General features: G+C 71.3%; 12 protein-coding genes. 4 read left to right on the forward strand and 8 right to left on the reverse strand.

Annotated elements, in window-relative coordinates:
• Nucleotides 1-4 precede the first annotated feature (4 nt).
• The 3 genes from ABZ449_RS34665 to ABZ449_RS34675 all read right to left on the reverse strand — a co-directional run bounded on the left by ABZ449_RS34665 (nucleotide 5) and on the right by ABZ449_RS34675 (nucleotide 7077).
• Nucleotides 5-1033 (reverse strand): phosphotransferase family protein, encoded by a 1029-nt coding sequence (locus ABZ449_RS34665; protein WP_360354051.1) that lies wholly within the window; start codon nucleotides 1031-1033, stop codon nucleotides 5-7.
• 153 nt (nucleotides 1034-1186) lie between these two features.
• Nucleotides 1187-6070: a glycosyl hydrolase family 18 protein gene (locus tag ABZ449_RS34670; RefSeq protein WP_360354053.1), complete on the reverse strand. Its 4884-nt coding sequence runs from the start codon at nucleotides 6068-6070 to the stop codon at nucleotides 1187-1189.
• Nucleotides 6071-6243: 173 nt separating this feature from the next.
• Complete coding sequence (locus tag ABZ449_RS34675) at nucleotides 6244-7077, reverse strand: NAD(P)H-binding protein (protein WP_360354055.1); 834 nt, start codon at nucleotides 7075-7077, stop codon at nucleotides 6244-6246.
• Nucleotides 7078-7170: 93 nt separating this feature from the next.
• Here ABZ449_RS34675 and ABZ449_RS34680 point away from each other — a divergent pair, with 93 nt between their 5' ends.
• Nucleotides 7171-7584, forward strand: coding sequence for a helix-turn-helix domain-containing protein (locus ABZ449_RS34680; protein WP_360354057.1), 414 nt, complete (start codon nucleotides 7171-7173; stop codon nucleotides 7582-7584).
• Between the two features lie 227 nt (nucleotides 7585-7811).
• Entirely contained in the window at nucleotides 7812-8615 is an 804-nt protein-coding gene (locus ABZ449_RS34685) for a hypothetical protein (protein WP_360354059.1), read from the forward strand.
• Between the two features lie 20 nt (nucleotides 8616-8635).
• Here the strand turns inward: ABZ449_RS34685 and ABZ449_RS34690 are convergent, their stop codons facing one another.
• The 3 genes from ABZ449_RS34690 to ABZ449_RS34700 are packed head-to-tail and all read right to left on the reverse strand — an operon-like array spanning nucleotide 8636 to nucleotide 9683.
• The gene (locus tag ABZ449_RS34690; RefSeq protein ID WP_360354061.1) at nucleotides 8636-8854 is read right to left on the reverse strand and encodes a DUF397 domain-containing protein; all 219 of its coding nucleotides are present in this window, start codon (nucleotides 8852-8854) and stop codon (nucleotides 8636-8638) included.
• The gene (locus ABZ449_RS34695) at nucleotides 8851-9507 is read right to left on the reverse strand and encodes a DUF5753 domain-containing protein (protein ID WP_360354062.1); all 657 of its coding nucleotides are present in this window, start codon (nucleotides 9505-9507) and stop codon (nucleotides 8851-8853) included. The genes ABZ449_RS34690 and ABZ449_RS34695 overlap by 4 nt, the downstream gene beginning before the upstream one ends.
• Nucleotides 9459-9683, reverse strand: coding sequence for a helix-turn-helix transcriptional regulator (locus ABZ449_RS34700; protein ID WP_360354064.1), 225 nt, complete (start codon nucleotides 9681-9683; stop codon nucleotides 9459-9461). The genes ABZ449_RS34695 and ABZ449_RS34700 overlap by 49 nt, the downstream gene beginning before the upstream one ends.
• Nucleotides 9684-10012: 329 nt before the next feature.
• Here ABZ449_RS34700 and ABZ449_RS34705 point away from each other — a divergent pair, with 329 nt between their 5' ends.
• Nucleotides 10013-11248 carry a hypothetical protein gene (locus ABZ449_RS34705; RefSeq protein ID WP_360354066.1) on the forward strand — a complete coding sequence of 412 codons (1236 nt, stop codon included), beginning with the start codon at nucleotides 10013-10015 and terminating at the stop codon, nucleotides 11246-11248.
• A gap of 141 nt (nucleotides 11249-11389) precedes the next feature.
• Here ABZ449_RS34705 and ABZ449_RS34710 read toward each other — a convergent pair whose 3' ends face one another.
• Complete coding sequence (locus ABZ449_RS34710; protein WP_360354068.1) at nucleotides 11390-14422, reverse strand: hypothetical protein; 3033 nt, start codon at nucleotides 14420-14422, stop codon at nucleotides 11390-11392.
• A gap of 282 nt (nucleotides 14423-14704) precedes the next feature.
• Entirely contained in the window at nucleotides 14705-16783 is a 2079-nt protein-coding gene (locus ABZ449_RS34715) for a transglycosylase domain-containing protein (RefSeq protein WP_360354070.1), read from the reverse strand.
• A 240-nt stretch (nucleotides 16784-17023) separates the two neighbouring features.
• On the opposite strand from ABZ449_RS34715, the gene ABZ449_RS34720 reads away from it, so the two are divergent.
• Nucleotides 17024-18142, forward strand: coding sequence for a hypothetical protein (locus ABZ449_RS34720; protein ID WP_360354072.1), 1119 nt, complete (start codon nucleotides 17024-17026; stop codon nucleotides 18140-18142).
• Nucleotides 18143-18237 lie beyond the last annotated feature (95 nt).

An 18237-nucleotide genomic window follows, 5' to 3' on the forward strand; every position in this document is an offset into this window, starting at 1 on the left:
GTGCTCAGCTCTCCTTGAGGGTGCCCAGGCCGTGCCGGGCGAGGATCGGGGCCATCTCGCCGGCGCGCTCGAAGCCGGCGCCCAGGGTGCGGCCCTGCTGGTAGCGGAAGTGGATGCCCTCGGCGACGGCGGCGAGCTTGAAGGAGGCGAAGGCGACGTACCAGTCGAGGTCCTCCGCCCGGCGGCCGGTGGCGTCGGCGTAGGGGGAGACGATCTCGTCGGGCTTGGGGAAGCCGGGGGCGGTCATGGCGGAGGGGATGATGCCGCCGCCGACGCCCGCGAGTTCGGTGTACATCACCAGCAGGCCGACGTCGGTGAGCGGGTCGCCGAGGGTGGACATCTCCCAGTCCAGGACGGCGGTGATGGTGTCGGCGTCGTCCACCAGCACGTTGTCGAGGCGGTAGTCGCCGTGGACGAGCGCGGGCGCGGGCGAGGCGGGCAGGCGCTCGGCGAGCCGGGCGTGCAGCCGGTCGAGGTCGGGCAGGTCGCGGCTGCGGGAGGCTTCCAGCTGCTGGGACCAGCGGCGCAGCTGGCGCTCCAGGTAGCCCTCGGGGCGGCCGAAGTCGGCGAGGCCGACGGCGGCGGGGTCGATCGCGTGCAGGGTGGCGAGGGTGTCGACCAGCCTGCGCCCGAGCGCGTGCACCCGCTGCTCGCCGAGGGCGGCGAGCGGGGCGGCGTCCCGGTGGGCGGTGCCGGGGACGTGCTCCATGAGGTACCAGGGCGCGCCGAGGGTCTCCTCGTCCCGGTCCAGCAGGAGCGTCCGGGGAACGGGCACCCCGGTGTCGCGCAGCGCGGTCATCACGCGGTACTCGCGGCCCATGTCGTGGGCGGTGGCGAGCACGTGCCCGAGCGGCGGGCGCCGCAGGACCCAGCGGGACGCGCCGTCGCTCAGCACGTACGTGAGGTTGGAGCGGCCCCCTTCGATGAGGTCGGCGCGCAGCGGTCCTCGGACGAGCCCGGGCAGCTCGCGGTCCAGGTGGGCCCGGAGACGGGCCGGATCCAGGCCGGGCGGGTCAACGGGGGTCTCGGCCATCGGGCGGCTCCTCGGGGAAGCGGATCATTGACTAAGCGCTTGCTTAGCATTCAACCGCAGGGGCCCCGTGTCAATGCCCCCCGACCCGAACGAACCCCCGAGCCGTCCGGCTCGGGGGTTCGTTCGGGTCGGGTTGCGAGGGTTCGTACGCGTCTAGGGAGTGGGGCTGAGCCTCAGCCAGGCGTCACTCCTGCCCGGCTCGTCGGTGCCCTTGTTCCACCAGGCGGCGCGCCAGTAGTAGCCGTTCCAGGACACCGTCGAGGCCCAGGCGCCGCCGGTGTCCCCGGCGGTGACGGCGGTGCCGGGTGACGTGCCGCTGTCCTTCGGGGCGGCGAGGTAGGAGATCGCCGCCCACCAGTTGTCCCCGGCCGCGTACCCGCCGAGCGCGTAGGCGGCGCCGTGCTTCGGGCCGCCGCTGACGGTCTGGCCCAACATCGGTTTGCCCTCGGTGGCCTTGTCCGTGCTGAGCGGCGCCAGGCGCCACCACTGTCCGACGCTGTTGTCGCAGTCGCGCACGCTGAGCGACGCCCGCGCGGCGTCGGCACCGAGGCACTGGTCGTGCCCGCCGCTGCCCGACTTGATCCGGTACCAGCCGGCGCCGCCGTCCTCGCTCACGCTCCACAGCTGGTTGGCGTTCCCGTCCTGCTTCTCCACCAGGTGGGCGGTGGTCCAGCCACCGGGGTGGTCGAGGACGTTCCCGCTGTTGCGGTCCTCGATGATCCACTTGTCGCCGGTCTGCCAGAACGCGAACGAGGGGTTCGGGTTGTACGCGTGCGGCTGCCACTGCGCCGCCTGGCACTGCGCGCCGGAGGCCGGGGCCGGCGGGTCGACCCGCGTCACGTCGCGGCGCTGGTCGCCGGTACTGCCGAGGGTCGTACCTCCGATCCTGAAGGTGATGTTCGCCGGGCCGGTGACGGGCAGGTAGTACTTGACGTCGATGTCCTTGGACTTGCCGGCCGGCACGTCCTCGCAGTAGCCGAGGGTGATGGTGACCCGGTGGAAGTCACCCTTCAGCCCGCCCGCGTTCGGCCCGGTGTGCCCGGGGCTGATCCCGCTCATCTCCTTCCAGGCCCCGTCCTTCATCAGGGGCGGGGCGGAGGTCGGGATGTCGAAGGAGATCTCCGTCCCCTGGGCGAGGGTCACCGTGGTGTTGTTGGTGATGCGCAGCTTCGGCTGGAGCGGCCACATGTCCTTCACGGCCGTGGGGAAGTCCACCAGCTGGGCCGTCACGTCGATGACCTGCCGGGGCACGTCCGTGCCGCCGGCCTTCTGCGAGGAGTAGGCGCCCGCTCCCCGGAGGGTGCTGTTCAGCCGGGTGGTCAGGTCGTAGCCCATGCCCCATTCGCCGTCGGCGCGCTTGGTGTAGTCGCCGGCGAGCTCCCAGATCATGGCGCCGCCGATGCCCTTGTCGGCGATGTACCTGGCCTTCGCGTCGACGGACCTCTCGTTCTCCGTGGTGAGGAACACCTTGGTGGTGTCGTTCCACAGCCACGGGGACTGCGACACGTCGGCGTACTTCTCCGCGTAGCCGCCCGTCAGCCTGCCCCGGTCCGAGTCCGGGTCGACGCCGTAGGACTTCAGATAGCCCGGCGTGCGTCCCTCGGCGAGGTTCTTGGTGTGCCACAGCGGGTTGAACCCGGAGGCCGTCTCCTCGCCCGTCTGCGAGTCGTTGTCGTGCCAGATGTTGTCGATGCCGGTCGCGCCGAGGCCGCAGGGCTGGGCGCCGGGAGGAGCGGCGCGGCCGCCCGTGCCCCGCGGGCACTGGGTCTGGTCGGGCATGGCCGACTCCCCCCACAGCCCGTCTCCGACGCCGCCCCGGACGTCGCGCCAGCCCCGCGAGTAGTACGGGATGCCGAGGTTGATGCGCCCGGAGGGCAGCATGCCCCGGTAGTAGTGGTACGCCCAGTCGGCGTTGAAGTAGCCGGTCTTCTGGAACTCCGGGTTGGCGGTGGTGTCGTAGATGCCCGCGGCGGCGAGCTCGTTGTCGCGACCGTCGTCGTAGAGCGGGGCCTGCGGACCGGCGTACTTGTTCCAGGAGCCGTGCAGGTCATAGCTCATGACGTTCACGAAGTCCTGGTACTGGAGCGCCTGCCCGGCGTCGAGACCGCGGGTGAGGTAGCCGGACGCGGAGCCGGCGGAGGTCATCAGGTAGTAGCGGCCGCGCGCCGTGCCGGCCTGGTCCAGCTTCTCCCGCAGGGTCTTCATCAGGGCGACGTAGCTCTTCTGGAGCCCGGCGCGGCGGGGGTCGGAGACGGCCCAGTCGTCCGGATTGCCCGTGGACGGGAGCGCGGTGGGGTACTCGTGGTCGATGTCGACCCCGTTGAAGTCGTACGTGCCCAGGAACGCCGTCACCGAGTCGGCGAAGGTGTCGATGCCGGCCTGGTTCACGCTGCCGTCGGCGTTGGTGGTCATCTCGTAGAAGCCGCGGGTGCCCGCCCAGCCGCCGACGGCGATGAGCGTCTTCACCGCCGGGTGCTTCCTCTTGTAGACGTTGAGCAGGTTGAAGTGCCCCTTGTACGGCAGGTTCGGGTCCATCGCGTTCTTGTCCCCGGGCCAGGTCATGCCGGTGGCCGGGTTGTTCGGGTCGTTCACGTCGCCGACGCTGATGCGGTTCCCGTCCACCGTGGCGAAGGCGTAGTTGACGTGCGTCACCGTCGACCACGGGATGTTCGACGCGAGGTAGCGCGGATCGCCCTTCGCCCCGGTGCGCCAGCCGGTGAAGTAACCGACCACCCGGCGGGTGCGGTTGTTGCCGACCCACTCGCGGCCGCTGCCGTCGTACACGTCGCAGTACCGGGCGCTCACCCCCGGGGTGGCGGCCATCCCCTCGGGCCGGCAGTCGCCCGCGGAGGCGGGCTTCGTCCCCCGGTCGTCCGGCGAGTCGTCGAAGGGGGCTCCCGCGGAGTCCGGCCCCCCGGAGTCACCGCCGACGGTGCCGCCCTCCAGGTGCCATCGCTGTTCGGCGGCCCCGGCGCACTGCCAGAAGGTCAGGGCCTTGTCCTCGCCCTGGTCGGTCAGGCAGCCGCCGTCCGAGGAGACGATCTGGTACGTCCGGCCGTCCAGCGCGTCCAGCTGCCAGCGCTGGTTCGCGGCCCCGCCGTCCCGCCGGAGGGCGGTGTAGTAGCTGGTGCCGTCCACGGTCTGCGACCGGTCGCCGTTGGCGTCCAGCACCTGGTCGGGGTCGAGCACCGAGCGGATCGCGAACCGGCCGTCGTCCTGGCGGTCCAGGTTCCACTGCTGCGCCGGATTGCCGTTCCCACCGAGGGCCTTGACCTTGGTGCCGTCGGCGGGATTCGCCTGGTCGACGTCGGCCACCCGGCCGGTGCTCTCGTTGACCAGCACGACACCGGCCGCCGAGGACGGGGGCGGCGGGAAGTTCGTGGGGCGGCCGTTGTCGTCGACCCGCGGGATCTTCGGCATGCCGGTGGTGTCGCCGGCGGAGAAGATCGTGCCCTCCAGGGCGCCCCAGCGCAGGGCCATGGGGCCGATGACGACGTTTCCGTCCGCCTCGCCGGCCGCGACGAATCCGCCGACCAACTGGTTGCCGCGGAAGAAGGAGGCGTAGGCCTTGTTGGAGAACTGCGAGCCCGGCCAGCGGACGGCCGCGTTGATCCCGTCGGTCCAGCCGGCCCGGGTCAAGGAGGTGAAGGCGGTGCCGATGGGGCCGGGCCCGTTGAGCACGCGGTCGGTGGAACGGCCGATGTTGACTTCCAGCGACACGTACGTGTCACCGTGGAAGAGGAAGACCTGGTTCTCCGCCACCGACAGGGCCGCGTCGACACCCTGGGCGAAGGCCGTGCCGGCCAGGCTGTGCCAGCCGTCCGCGATCGTGGTGGGCGGCTTGGTCATCGTGGCCGTCCCCGTGCTGGGGTCCACCCTCATCCGCATGTACTGGTCACCCCGGAACAGCATCACCTGGTCCGGATCCTCCGGCAGCGTGAAGGCCGCGTCGAAGCCGTTCGCGAACGGCGTGCCCGCCAGGACCGGCCACAGGTGGGTGATGGTGTCCTCCCTGCCTCCGGCCAGACCGGCGTTGTTCGCGAAGTCGGTGATGTGCGCGACAAACGGCCCCTGGAGAAGGTACACGTCGCGGCCGGTGCTGAAGCTCGCGTCCACCAGCGGTCGGCTGCACGAGAGCGAGCTGTCGTTCGACCGCGGTATCCGGCAGCGCGGACCACCGAACCCCTGGGCCTGGAGGACGGCCAGCCCGACGGCGGCCCCGACGGCGGTGTGCCAGGAGTTGGTCGGGTCCTGGTTGGCGTTCCACAGGTCCCTGCTCCGCGCGCCCCAGCTCAGGATCTGGCCCTCGAACTCATGGATGCGTGCCGGGTTCCCGTCGCCCAGCGCCCTCGTGATGTCGGTCCTGATGTTCCGGAACCGGCTGCCCTCGGACAGTGCTTCGACGAGGACCATCAATGCGGTGCGGAACCACTGTGTGTTCTGCACTGCGTCCGCCGTACTCGGGCCGCCGGGTGCGCCGACGTTCTCCAGCATGCCGATGGCGCGCCGCAGCCCGTCGGCATCGATGTTCACCCAGCTGTTCTCGAAGGTGAAGGGGTTGCCTCGTGTGTTGGCCTCGTTCCTGAGGTCGTCGTACGTCACACCGATGCGGTCGAGTTCGACGTACCGGACCTGCATCTCACCTCGCCGCGGCCGCTGCTGCTGCCTGAACCAGTCGTCGCGGGCGGCCCGCGCCTCGCCGATGCCCGCATCGCGCATGCGGTAGAGCGTCTTCTCTCCGTTCCGGATGGTGTAGAAGCCGCAGATGTAGATGTCGTTCGGCGCGATGATCAGTCCCGTCTCCACACCCGGCACGGGGTCCTGGTTCGGGTGTCCCAGATCGAAGAGGTTGACCATCATGGGCCTCGGGTCGCCGAGCGTGATGTCGTAGTCCCCGCGGTACGGGCGGGTGAACCTCTCCCGCAGGAAGTCGAGGAACTGGACGTAGCTACGCGCCAGTTCCGGCGACTGGGCGGCGTGCGCCGGCCCGGTCCACCCGATGGGCAGCAGCAGGGCCACCAGCAGGACCACCAGCATCCGCCGGAGCCCTCCGATCAGCCCGCCGGACGGTGATCCCCCTGGTGCCCGGCCAGGCCGGACGGTCGTTCGCAATCGCAGCATGCCGTCTCCAAAAGGTCGGTGACATTACTGCGGCGGACCGTACGGAGCACCGGTAGACAAGCGATGGACGGCGCCGGCCCGTTCGGCGCTCAGCGCCCCGCGGCGATGACCTCCAGGGCCGGGCGGGGCGCGCGGCCGAGCAGGGCGGCGAGGTCGCCCGGCCCGCCCGGGCCGGCCAGGAAGCCGTGGGCGACGGCCGAGTAGGTGCCGACCACCATCGGCACCTGGAAGTCCAGCGCGTCCGAGGCCGCCGCCGCCGTCCGGGCGTCGGCCAGGCGGCCCGGCCGGTACTCGGCGCCGAGGGCCTCGGCCACCTCCGCCCCGCCCAATGCCCGCTCCCCCACCAGCTCGTAGGTCCGGCCCGCGTGGGCGCCCGGCGCCAGGGCGACGTTCACCGCCGCCTCGGCGAGGTCCGCCCGGGCCACCGCGGCGAGCTTCCCGTCGCCGAGCGGGGCGCTGATCACCCCGTCCGGGCCGGGCGCGGCGATCGCCCCGAGGAACTCGGCGTACAGGCCGTTGCGCAGCACCGTCCAGCGCAGGGTGGCGGACTCGCGCAGCCGGCGCTCGGTCCAGCGGTGGGCGAGGGCGTAGGGCAGGTGGTCACCGTCACCCGAGAGACTGGTGTAGATCACGTGCTCGACGCCGGCCCGCTCCGCCGCCTCGATCGCGGCGCCGTGCCGGGCGATCACCACGTCGTCCTCGGCGGCACCGGCTGAGATCAGCAGCACGGTGCGCACGCCGGCGAAGGCCTCCGCCAGCGTCTGCGGCCGGTCGAAGTCCACCGTCCGGGCGGGCGTTCCGGACGGCGTTCCGGACGGGAGGCGGTCCGGCGTGCGCGAGCCGGCCACGACGCCCTCCCGTCCGGCCAGCCGCTCCAGGACGAGCGCGCCCAGGCCTCCGTTGACACCGGTGACGAGCAGCATGGGGTTCCTCCAGGGGTGAGCGGTGGGTGATCGGCCGTTCGGCGACGCGACCATCCTCGGTAGCCTGGGCTTCCGGCGTAAGGAGGCACTTTCATGTCAGCAGGGCACACCGCGGTAACCACCCCCCGCCCGGCCGTCTGGTGCGAGGACGGCGTGGACTGCGGGATCCGCGACCTGCTGGACCGCCTCGGCGACAAGTGGTCCGTCCTGACCGTCGTCGAACTCGCCCAGGGCGTACGGCGGTTCCGCGAGCTGCAGCGCGCGCTGCCGGGCATCTCCCAGCGGATGCTCACACTGACCGTGCGCCGCCTGGAGCGGGACGGCCTGGTCTCACGGACCGTCCACCCCACCGTCCCGCCCCAGGTGGAGTACGAGCTGACGCCGCTCGGCCACAGCCTGACCCACCTGGTCCGGGCGATGACGGACTGGTCGTACGACCACCACGACGCCATCGTCGACTCCCGCCAGCGGTGGGACGCGGCCAACCCGGGCTCGGAGATCCGCTAGGACGGGCGGTACCGATTCGCCCGCGCCCACCTGCGGGACGCGGCCCCGGGCCTGCCCGAGCGCACCGGCCACGACAAGCACCTGTGTGCCGCCCGGCCGTTGCTCCAGCACGCCGTCCGCGACCTGGCCCGGGCGGCCGACCCGTGGGCCGACGCGGCGTGGATCACCGACTCGACGCTGGGCGGAGTGCGGCCGCTCTCACGATGCCACTCGTCTAGCATTCCGGGATGGCCGGAATGAGGATCATCGTGTGCCTGCCCGGCACGGACGCGACTGGGGTGGACGAGACGGTCGCGGAGGCGATGAAGCCGTTCGCGTCCGACGGCGCGGGCGCGGTGGAACGGGACGTGTGGGACACCTACCGGATCACCGCCGGGGCGGGTCTGCCCGTCCTGGCCGGCCACGGGGACGATCCACGTCTGGTCGCCGGCCGGCCTTTCGAGGACGGGGCGCCGGACGACGCGCAACCCGGCCTGTGCGCGGGCGGACCGTGCGAGCTGATCGACTTCCGCGAGCGGCAGCGCGGGGAGGCCGCCGAGCACGCGGGCCTGGTCTGGGACCGCTGGCAGGAGGTGGCCGCCGGTCACCCGGTCGCGCACGACGAGTCCGGGTTCCACCGACGCCACCTCGCCGCCGGTGGAACCCGGGCGTCCTATCCGGACTCGCAGGAGGCCGTCGAGTACCGGCGGCAACCGGCCGTTCACGCCTGGGCCGAGGTCGCACCCGGCCTCGAACGACCCGACCTCGGCGACCAGTTCACGTTCGGCTGGGATCCGGTCGGCATCGGCCGAAGCAGCCGCGAGGAATACGTCAGGACCTATGCGTTCAGCCTGCTGCCACCGCGCAACGTGCTCACGCTCGACGGCTGGTGGTGCGACGGCGAAGGCGAGGGGCCGCTGCACGGCGCCTGTGACGGTCGCGGCTCGTGCGCCCACGAGCCGGACGTCTCCGGCGAGCCGCTGGACCTTCTGGCCTACCTCATCGAGCTGCCCGGGGACACGCTGTTGGTCAACGTGCGCTGCCACGTCTGAGCGGGCGGCAGCCGACTCGTTCAGACGTCGCCGAACTCACCGGCGGCAGTGGCGGCGACGAAGGATCGCCACGCCTCGGAGGAGAAGAGGAGCGCCGGCCCCTCGGGGTCCTTGGAGTCCCGGACGGGCATCACGCCGGGGAAGCCAGGAGCCACCTCGACGCAGTTGCCGCCGTTCTGGCTGTAGCTGGACTTCACCCAGGAAGTGCCGGTCGAAGCCGCATGGTCGGTGCCACTCATGATCGAAGGTCCTTCCGAGCTGCGCGGATCATTTCAAGAGACACCACATCCGAGCTGGCGCCTACCTGAAGCCGATCGTAGTCCCTGGACCACGCCATGACCGTCTCGGTCTCCCGGGTGAGGAATCCGCGCGCCTGCGACTCCGCGTACCCCAGCATGCTGCGATCAGGCATGGTCAGCAGCACGACCGGCAGAGCCAAGGACCTTCGCTCACCCATGGAGAACGGCGCCACCTGGATGATGGTCTTCGGGCGTTCGAACAAATCCACCAGCCGGTCGAGTTGCTCCCGCATGACGACCGCACCGCCCACCAGCCTCCGAATGCAACTCTCGTCCATCACAGCATGAATGAGCCGCACATCCTTGCTGTCGAGGCGCTGCTGGCGGGTGAAGAGATAGGACACCCGAGTGTCGGCCTCCTCCTCCGTGATGGCCCCTCGCCGTACATCCGCTGCCGCCAATGCCTCCGCGTAGGCCCGGGTCTGGAAGAGCCCGGGGACGACACCCAACTCGAACTGCCGCATCTCGACGGCCTTCGCCTCCTGCGCGGCGAATTCCGGGAAGCCTTCCAGGAGCGATCCGCCGCCATTGAGGCTCCAGTAGGTCAGCTCCAGAGTCCCACCGGTGTCCAGAACCCTGTCAGCCACCACCACCCAGTCGAGTGTGGGACTGCGCGTACTCGTTCGAGGTTGGAGATCTGGCTGTCGCTCAACGATGTGAGCCTGCCCAGCTCGGCCTGAGTCAGGCCAGCGGCCTTGCGGGCCTTGCGAAGCTGGGCACCGAACGCCTCCAGCGGTGATGCCGATGGGTCAAGCACCGTCTCACGCATAATCACACTTCCATTGCCGCTTCAGTCCCATGGCGGAGACTGTCAAGTGGGAGAGCCTTCCGACCATAAGCGCCAGGACGCCCTACACCCTCGCCGCTGCCGAGGCCTTCCACCGGAGCCTCCGCATCACGCCATCCACCGTCTGACGCAAGGGAGTTGCCCCTCACTCCCTCCCCCGCCGCAGCCGCGCCGGCCCCGCCTCGACAGAGGTCGATCAAAAGTGTTCTGATGATCACATCCATCGATCATCTTCTGAACACCACCTGATCGAAGATCAGAGGAATGGGGGTCCGGTGCGGACTGCTCGCAGCTCGGCCATCCTGTTGGCGATGGGGGTCCTCGGGGCCTCCGCCCTGGCGACGGGATGCTCCGGCACGCAGAGCAGACCCACGACCGCCACCGGCACCACCCCGTCCACCCCGGCCCCGGGCGCCACGACCGACACCCCGGCCCCGCCACCGCCCACCCCCACGCCCACTCCCACCCCCGCCTGGGACGGCCAGGTCAAGGTGCTCGGCGACGGCTCCACCTCCTACACCGGCCCCCAGCCCAAGCAGCCCGCCCCCGAGAAGCTCAAGCCCGGCGAGAAGCCGCCGCAGTTCGTCGTCTTCTCCTGGGACGGGGCGCTGGAGGGCGACGATCGCATGTTCTCCCGCTTCCGCAAGCTCGGCGCGGAGAACAACGCCCAGATGACGTTCTTCCTCTCCGGCCTCTACACCCTCCCCAAGTCCAAGAGCACGCTCTACAAGCCGCCGCAGCACAAGCCCGGCGACGCCTCCATCGACTACGCCACCGACCCCCACATCAAGGACACCCTGGAACAGCTGCGCCTCGCCTGGCTGGACGGCAACGAGATCGGAACCCACTTCAACGGGCACTTCTGCAACGCCAAGGGCGGCGGCGAGTGGAGCACCGAGGAGTGGAAGAGCGAGCTCGACCAGGCCGTCTCCTTCGTCACCAACTGGAAGACCAACACCGGCTTCAAGGACCTCCCGCCGCTCCCCTTCGACTACACCAAGGAACTGGTCGGCGGCCGCGCCCCCTGCCTGGAGGGCCAGAAGAACCTGCTCCCGGCCGAGAAGGCGGCGGGCTTCCGCTACGACGCCAGCTCCCCGGGCGAGTTCCAGGTCTGGCCCGTCAAGAAGGAGGGCATCTGGAACTTCCCGCTGCAGATGCTGCCCTACTCCGGCAAGTCGACCCAGAGCCTCTCGATGGACTTCAACTTCCTGGCCAACCAGTCCGGCAACACCACCAACGGCGACCCCAAGAAGTACGACACCTGGGAGAAGGAGACCCGCGAGAGCTACCTCGCCGGCTTCGAACGCGTCTACAACGGCAGCCGCGCCCCGCTCTTCATCGGCAACCACTTCGAGAGCTGGAACGGCGGCATCTACATGCAGGCCATCGAGGACGTGATGAAGAACGTCTGCAAGCGCGACGGCGTCCGCTGCGTCTCCTTCCGCCAGGTCGCCGACTGGCTCGACGTCCAGGACCCGAAGGTGCTCGACCAGCTCCGCCAGCTCGACCCCGCCCAACCGGCCGACTGGTCCCGCCTCGTCAAGTGACCGGACGGGGGCCCGGTCACGGGGCCCGGCAGCCGCCTGCCCCGGGCCCGGTCGGGGTGTTCGGCGAGGACGCCCTCCCGGCCGCTTCGTGAGGCGGTCGGGAGGGCGCCCTGTCGGACGGACGAACGGGCAGGCGGGGCGTCAGCCCCAGTTGCCCACGAGCGGGACGTCGCCCGGGTTGCCGAACTTCTTGCTGTAGATCACCAGGTTGGAGTTCTCGGCGGCCGCGTAGAAGGTCTGGTCACCGGGCCGGTAGACGCCGATGGTCTCCTTGCCGGTGCCGTCCCAGTCGCCCTTGATCGGGAGGTCGCCGGGGTTGCCGAACCTGATGCCCGGCCGCACGTTCTCCGTCTGGTTGGAGTCGTTCAGGTAGAAGACCTGGGTCTGCGGGTCGTAGACGGCGACGGTGGTGGTGCCGTTGCCGTCCCAGTCGCCGACCAGCGGCTTCCAGTCCGGGTTGCCCAGCTTGATCCGGTACTTGACGGTGGAGTTGTCGTCGGACAGGTAGAAGGTCTGGTCGCTCGGACGGTAGACGCCGACCGTGGTCCGCCCCTGGCCGCTCCAGTCGCCGACCAGCGGGATGTCACCGGAGGCCCCGAAGAAGAAGGTGGAGGCCACGGTGGCGTTGTCGTTCGACAGCTGGAAGGTCGCGGTGTCGGGGTGGTAGACGCCGATGGTGTCGGTGCCCGGCCCGTTCCAGTGGCCCGTCAGCGGGACGACGTTGCCGCCGCCGAACACGGTCTGGCCGGTGTACCAGCCGTTGTGGGCGGCCTCGCCGAAGCTGCCGTCCGACGGCCGGTACACGCCCGCCGAGGCGGGCGCCGGCGTGGGCGTGGCGTTGACCACGGCCCGGCCGATCCGCTGCTGCGCCGCGACGGTCAGCGGCACCTTGTTCGGCTGGTCCGGGCCGAGCCAGCGGAAGTTCTGCAGGTAGACGACGCGCGGGTCCTGCGCGGCGATCGCCCGGTACTCGGCGTTGAACGCCGCGACGTCGGCGTCGGTCTTGCCGGAGTAGCAGCCGTCGGCGACGCCCTGCTCGTTGGTGGACTCCGGGAAGAGCATCAGGTGCTGGTCCGGCGAGGAGAGGAAGGTCTTCAGGTTCGCCAGCCGCCACTGGATCTCGCCGCGGCCCACGCAGTAGTAGTCGAAGCCGACGATGTCGACCGTGGACGGGATCGGCGCGGTCTGCTCGGCGTTCCAGCGGTCGAGGCTCATGATCAGCGTCTTGTCCGGGAACGCGGCCCGGATCTGCTCGGCCTGCGTCTGGACCTGTGCGGGGGTCAGACCGTGCGAGTAGGCCTCGTCCGTCATGTCGACGGCGCCGATCTTGTCGATGTTCGAGCCGATGCGCTGCACCAGGTTGAGCAGGTTCTGCGCGGCGTTCGGGTTCGGGTTGACCTGCCAGTCACCCGGCGAGCGCGGGATCACCGTCTCCTGGTTGAGGTCGATCACGCAGGAGGCCGGCAGGCACTGGTCCAGGAAGTCCAGCCGGGTGTCCTGGTCGCGCAGGTAGTTGTTGAAGTTGGTCCACTGCGCCACCTCCGGCGCGTGGTTGACGCTGTTGTTCGGCCAGTTCGGGTCCCGGATGTCGAAGAACCCGTAGTAGCCGAGCCCGCCCAGCATGGAGACCCGCAGGTCGTCCACCGTGGTGACCTGGCCGGCCGCCGAGTGGTGGGCGCCGAGCGAGACGTAGCCGTCGCGGGGCAGCCGGGCGGCGGTGTGGCCGGAGAAGACCGTCGCGCCGTTGACCTTCACGGTCGCCTGCTGCTTGTCGCCGGTCGCCAGCGCGACCGACACCTCGTAGGAGCCCGCCGCGGGGACGGCGCTCAGCGCGGTCGGCGTGCCGCCCTGGAAGAGCGTCAGCCCGCCGTCGGCCTGGACGCGCAGACCGAGGGCGACGTCCTCGGCGTCCACGGCGCCCGTGCCGCCCGAGGCGTTGCTGACGGCGAGGGAGGCCCAGTCCTGGCCGGTGGTGCTGCCGACCACCGGCGTCAGGACGGCGTGCACCGTGTAGGCGCCGGTCGGGACGTCCGAGGTGGCCGGCTTGTTCAGGCGCACGGCCGAGGTGCCCTTGGGGAACGAGAGCACGTTCGGGTGGGCCGGGCTGTTGACCTGCACCGAGCCCGCCGGCGGGTTGAGGGCCAGGCCCTTGACGCCCGAGACGGCGGTGTAGTCGGCGGAGATCAGGCTCGGCTGGCGGGCGCTGAGGTCCTGGTTGAGGCCGAAGTCGGCGGTGGCGTTGGGCGCCCCGTCGAAGGTGTCGACGAGCGGCTTGGCGCTGCGGGTGGCGCTGGTGTCGACCTTGCTGACGTTCAGGCCGTGGCCGGCGCCGTCGCCGAAGGTGGTGACGCGGTCCGGGTCGGAGAGGTAGGCGCCGAGGTAGAGGAACTCGCTGGACGGCCAGCTGGTCACCCCGGCCGGCGCGGAGACGGTGAACGGGGTGCCGTTCACGGTCAGGGTGAGGGCGCGGTCGGCGCCGGTGGAGACGGTCAGCGAGACGGCGTACTGCGCCGTGGGCGCCACCGTGCCGATCCAGAAGGGGGTCTCGCCGCCGCCACCGTGGAAGAGGGCGAGCTTGCCGCCCGAGGTGACGGTCAGGCCGAGGTCGACGTCGCCGCCGGTCACGTAGCCCCAGCTGCGGTGGCTGCGGCTCAGCACGATCGAGGCCCAGTCGTTGCCGCCGGTGTCACCGACGACCGGGTCGATCACCGTCGAGACGGTGTAGTGGCCGGTGCCGTCCGCGACGGCCGGCGCGCCGAGCATGACCGCGGAGACGCCCTTGGCGAAGAGCAGCTTGTTGGGGTACTTCGGGTGGCTGGTCTGGACGAACCACTGGTCGGGCGCGACGGAGGTGTCCCAGCGGCCGGAGACCCGGGTGTACGAGATCCCGTGCTGCCCAGCCGGCGGCGACTGCCGGGCGTCGAGCCCGACGTTCAGCCCGTACAGCGGGTCGGTGTCCTGGGACGGGTCCAGCTGGAAGGTGTCCGAGAAGGCGCGCGTGGTGTCGAGGTCCACCGGCGTCGGCCCGGACCCGTCACCGGCTGAGGCGCCGGCCGGTACGGCAGCCGGAGCGGCAGCCGCCGGGGTGGCTGCGAGGCCCGCGGGCAGCAGCGCCAGCGCGAGCGCCGAGGCGCCGGCCAGCAGCCGGCGGCCCAGGCGTTGAGTGAGTATCACCGAGTCTTCGTCTCCCGGTCGTCGAGTCGGCGGCGCGGGCGTGCGTCGCCGCGGGGAGAGCGGACACAGCGGTGTCGTACCAGGTCAGCGACCTTCCCCCCGGGCGGGATCATAGAGGGTGGGTACGAACCCCTCCGATCCGGAACCCCGGAGCGGCCGTCCTCGGCCGGGGCGGCCACCGGTTTCCGCGCACGGCACGGGCGGCCCCGCGTCGTGGCGACCGACACGGGGCCGCGTCGGCCGCGGGGCCCGTCACCTCCTCGGGCCCCGCGGCGGACCGGCCTACCGGCCGGGGGGCGTCGTCTTCATGTAGGCGGTCCAGATGCGGGCCGGCACGGTGGCGTCGGAGGTGTCCGGGGTGGCGCCGCCGAGGCCTTCGAGGGAGAGGAGCTTCATGTCCTTCAGGTCCGCGCGGAACACGGTGACCGCCGTCGACAGCTGCCCGTTGTAGCCGACGAACCACCCGGCCGTGCGGTCCGTGGTGGTGCCGGGTTTGGCGGCCAGGTTCGGGCCGGCCTCCGCCGCCGGCTTGGCGGCTCCGTCGCGGACGGAGCCCTTGAGCGCCGCGTCCACGTCGCCCGCGACCGACGGCGTCAGTGCCTGGACGGGGGTCGGCAGGCGCAGCGGGAGCTGGACGCCGTTGCGGGAGATCCGCAGCACCGAGTACGGGTCGGTGTGGGTGCCGCCGGCCGCGAAGGTGGCGTACGCGTCGGCGGTGCGCAGGGCGCTGGGGGTGGAGTTGCCGACGCCGAGGGCCGGGACGAGTTCGCCGAGGCTGTTGGGGAGCAGGCCGAGGTCGGTGGCGGTCTTCTGCACCCTGTCCAGGCCGACGTCCATGCCGAGTTGCATCAGCGGCCCGTTGACGGACTGCTCGACCGCGTTCCGCAGGGTGACGGTGCCCCAGTTCCGCTTGCCGTCGTTGGCGGTCTTGACGATCTTCCCGTCCCGTCCCCAGTACGGCCCTTCCGGGGTCATCACGTTCACCCCGTCGTCGCCGTTGTAGGTGGTGGCGGGCGTGACCGGGGTGCGGTCGCCGCCCCGTTTGCGCTGCACTCCCTCGCCGAGCCCGGCGGCGTACACGACCGGAGTGAAGGCCGAACCGATGGGCACCGTCGTGGTGTTGGCGTTGTTGAAGCCCTGCTTCAGGTAGTCGGGGCCGCCGTAGAGCGCGACCACCCGGCCGTCCGGGGCCACCGAGGCGGCACCGACCTTCAGGAGTTTGTCGGACTCCCGGTTGTCCGGGTCGATCCCGGCGGTGCCCTCCCGGACGGCGGCGGCCAGGGCGTCGACCCTCGGCTTCTCGAAGGTGGTGTGGATCTGGTGGCCGCCGAGGTCGAACTGGGCCGGGGTGATGTCGGTGTGGCTCTCCACGTACGCCCGGGCCATGTCGACCAGGTACCCGGTCTGGCCGCTCAGCCCCGCCGACTTCGGCTGCGGCCTGGGTTCGGGGAACACCGTGTACCGGGCGCGCTCGGCGGCGGACAGCCTGCCGACCTCCACCATCCGGTCCAGGATCCAGGACCAGCGTTCCTCGGCGCGCTCCCGGTTCGCCGGGCTCACCGCCGGGTCGTACTGCGAGGCGCCCTTCAACAGGGCGGCCAGGAAGGCCCCTTCGCTCGGGTCGAGCTGGGAGACGTCCTTGCCGTAGTAGGCGGCCGCGGCGCGCTCGATGCCGTAACTGCCGCGCCCGAACCAGCTGGTGTTCAGGTAGCCGGCCAGGATGTCCTGCTTGCTCATCCGGTCGTCCAGCTTGACGGCGATGGCGATCTCGCTGAGTTTGCGGGACATGTCCTGGCGCTGGTTCAGGTAGATGTTCTTGACGTACTGCTGGGTGATGGTGGAACCGCCCTGGGTGTCACCGCCGGTGACCATCTGGACGACGGCGCGGCCGATGCCGGTCACGGAGATGCCCGGGTCGGTGTAGAAGGTCTCGTTCTCGGCGGCCAGCACCGCCCACTGCACCGGCTCCGGCACCTGGCTGAGCGGCACCTCCTGCCGGTTGGTCGGACCGATCCGCGCCATCTCGGTGCCGTCCGCCCAGTAGTAGACGTTGTTCTGCTGGGTGGCGAAGGAGTTCAGGTCCTCCGGGACGGCGGTGGTCTGGTAGAACCAGACCATCCAGCCCGTCAGCGCCGCCGTTCCCGTCCCGGCCACCAGCAGCAGTTGCCGCCAGGAGGGGAGCCAGCGGCGGACCCCGCGCCGTCCGCGGCGCGGGTAGTCGATCCGCAGGGCGCGGCGCGGGGACGGGCGCCGCTCCCGGAGCGGGCGCCTCTCCCGTGACGGCTTCCGGCGCGGTGGGAAGCGCCACCGTCGCCGCCCGGGCTTCTCCTCGTCGGCCGCGTCGTCTCGCTGAGCACGCACAGTCCGGTCTCCGATTCGCTCGTGGGCATGGTCCTCCGTACACATAGACGCGGTGGGAACATCAGTACGTATGCCTCGTCGCGATGTGATCATCGTCATACTCGATGCGACGGGCGACGGTGCCCGGACCGGCGGACGGGCCCACGGACGACCGGCGGGCGACCCGCGGACGGCCCAGGGACCGCCGACCCGCGCCGGAACCGGTCCGCGGCCGCCCCGCCGTACCGCCAGAATGACGCCATGAGGATGATCCAGACCGCGCTCGGCGCGATGCTGCTCCTGCTGGTCGTCGGCAGCATCCTGCGCACGCTGGTCGTTCCGCGCGGGCTCTACTCGGCACTGGTGATGCGGCTCTGGCGGGTGCTGCGCGGGCTGCTGCGGCTGCTCGCCGGGCCGGGCCGCGGCTACCACGCGCAGGACCGGGCGCTCACCTGGCTGGCGCCGCTGGTGCTGCTGGGCATGCTCGGGGTGTGGCTCAGCTGCATGCTGACCGCCTACACCCTGCTGCTGCACGGCACCTCCGAGCTGAGCTGGTCGGTGTCCGTGCGCGAGGCCGGATCCAGTCTGTTCACCCTCGGCTTCGCCAGCGGCGAGCGGCTGCACCTCTCCGCGATCGACTTCATGGCCGCCGCCAGCGGCCCGCTGGTGATCGCCCTCCAGATCTCCTACCTGCCGACCCTCTACGCCGCCTACCAGCGCCGCGAGACCGAGGTGACGCTGCTGCAGTCCCGGGCCGGCGAACCCGCCTGGGGGCCCGAGCTACTGGCCCGCCAGTCCCTCGTGGACACCGAGACCGCGCTCCCCCAGCTCTACCGGGACTGGGAGCGGCTGGCCGCCGACATCGGTGAGAGCCACTCCAACTACCCGGTGCTGCTCTCCTTCCGCTCCCCGCAACCCAACCGCAGCTGGGTGGTCGGCCTGATCGCCGTGATGGACGCCGCCGCCCTGCACCTGGCGCTCTGCCCGCGCTCGGCCCCGCCCGAGGCCCGGTTGGTGCTCCGGGCCGGCTTCACCGCGCTGCGCGACATCGCCCGCTCGCTGCGGATCGACTTCGACACGGATCCGGACCCGGACGTCCCGATCCGGCTGACGTACGCCGAGTACCTGGGCGCCGTCGCGATGATCACCGCGGCCGGGTTCCCGCGCGAACGCCCGATCGAGGAGGCCTGGGCGCACTTCCACGGCTGGCGGGTCAACTACGAGGCGCTGGCGTACGAACTGGCCCGCCGCAGCGACGCCGTCCCGGCGCTGTGGACCGGCCCGCGCGACTTCCGCGCCCCGGTCATCCCGCCGGCCCGCCCGGCCGACCGCCGTCCCTCCACGGCGCCACCGACGGCGCCACCGCCGCCGCCCGTCTGAGGCCCGGACGCGCTTCGCCCCCGGGCGCGCAGCAGCTGGAGGTTGGGACCGGTCAGGGTGCCGTCCCGGTTGACGTCGGTGACGACGTAGCGGGC

The sequence above is a fragment of the Kitasatospora sp. NPDC005856 genome (assembly GCF_040629945.1).
GTDB lineage: Bacteria > Actinomycetota > Actinomycetes > Streptomycetales > Streptomycetaceae > Kitasatospora.

Excerpts from the sequence above, each read along its gene's own strand:
- ABZ449_RS34685 (WP_360354059.1), top strand. The coding sequence starts at position 7,812 with ATGGCCGGAATGAGGATCATCGTGTGCCTGCCCGGCACGGACGCGACT.
- ABZ449_RS34720 (WP_360354072.1), top strand. The coding sequence starts at position 17,024 with ATGAGGATGATCCAGACCGCGCTCGGCGCGATGCTGCTCCTGCTGGTC.
- ABZ449_RS34700 (WP_360354064.1), bottom strand. The coding sequence starts at position 9,683 with ATGCGTGAGACGGTGCTTGACCCATCGGCATCACCGCTGGAGGCGTTC.
- ABZ449_RS34665 (WP_360354051.1), bottom strand. The coding sequence starts at position 1,033 with ATGGCCGAGACCCCCGTTGACCCGCCCGGCCTGGATCCGGCCCGTCTC.
- ABZ449_RS34690 (WP_360354061.1), bottom strand. The coding sequence starts at position 8,854 with ATGAGTGGCACCGACCATGCGGCTTCGACCGGCACTTCCTGGGTGAAG.
- ABZ449_RS34675 (WP_360354055.1), bottom strand. The coding sequence starts at position 7,077 with ATGCTGCTCGTCACCGGTGTCAACGGAGGCCTGGGCGCGCTCGTCCTG.
- ABZ449_RS34670 (WP_360354053.1), bottom strand. The coding sequence starts at position 6,070 with ATGCTGGTGGTCCTGCTGGTGGCCCTGCTGCTGCCCATCGGGTGGACC.
- ABZ449_RS34680 (WP_360354057.1), top strand. The coding sequence starts at position 7,171 with ATGTCAGCAGGGCACACCGCGGTAACCACCCCCCGCCCGGCCGTCTGG.
- ABZ449_RS34705 (WP_360354066.1), top strand. The coding sequence starts at position 10,013 with ATGGGGGTCCTCGGGGCCTCCGCCCTGGCGACGGGATGCTCCGGCACG.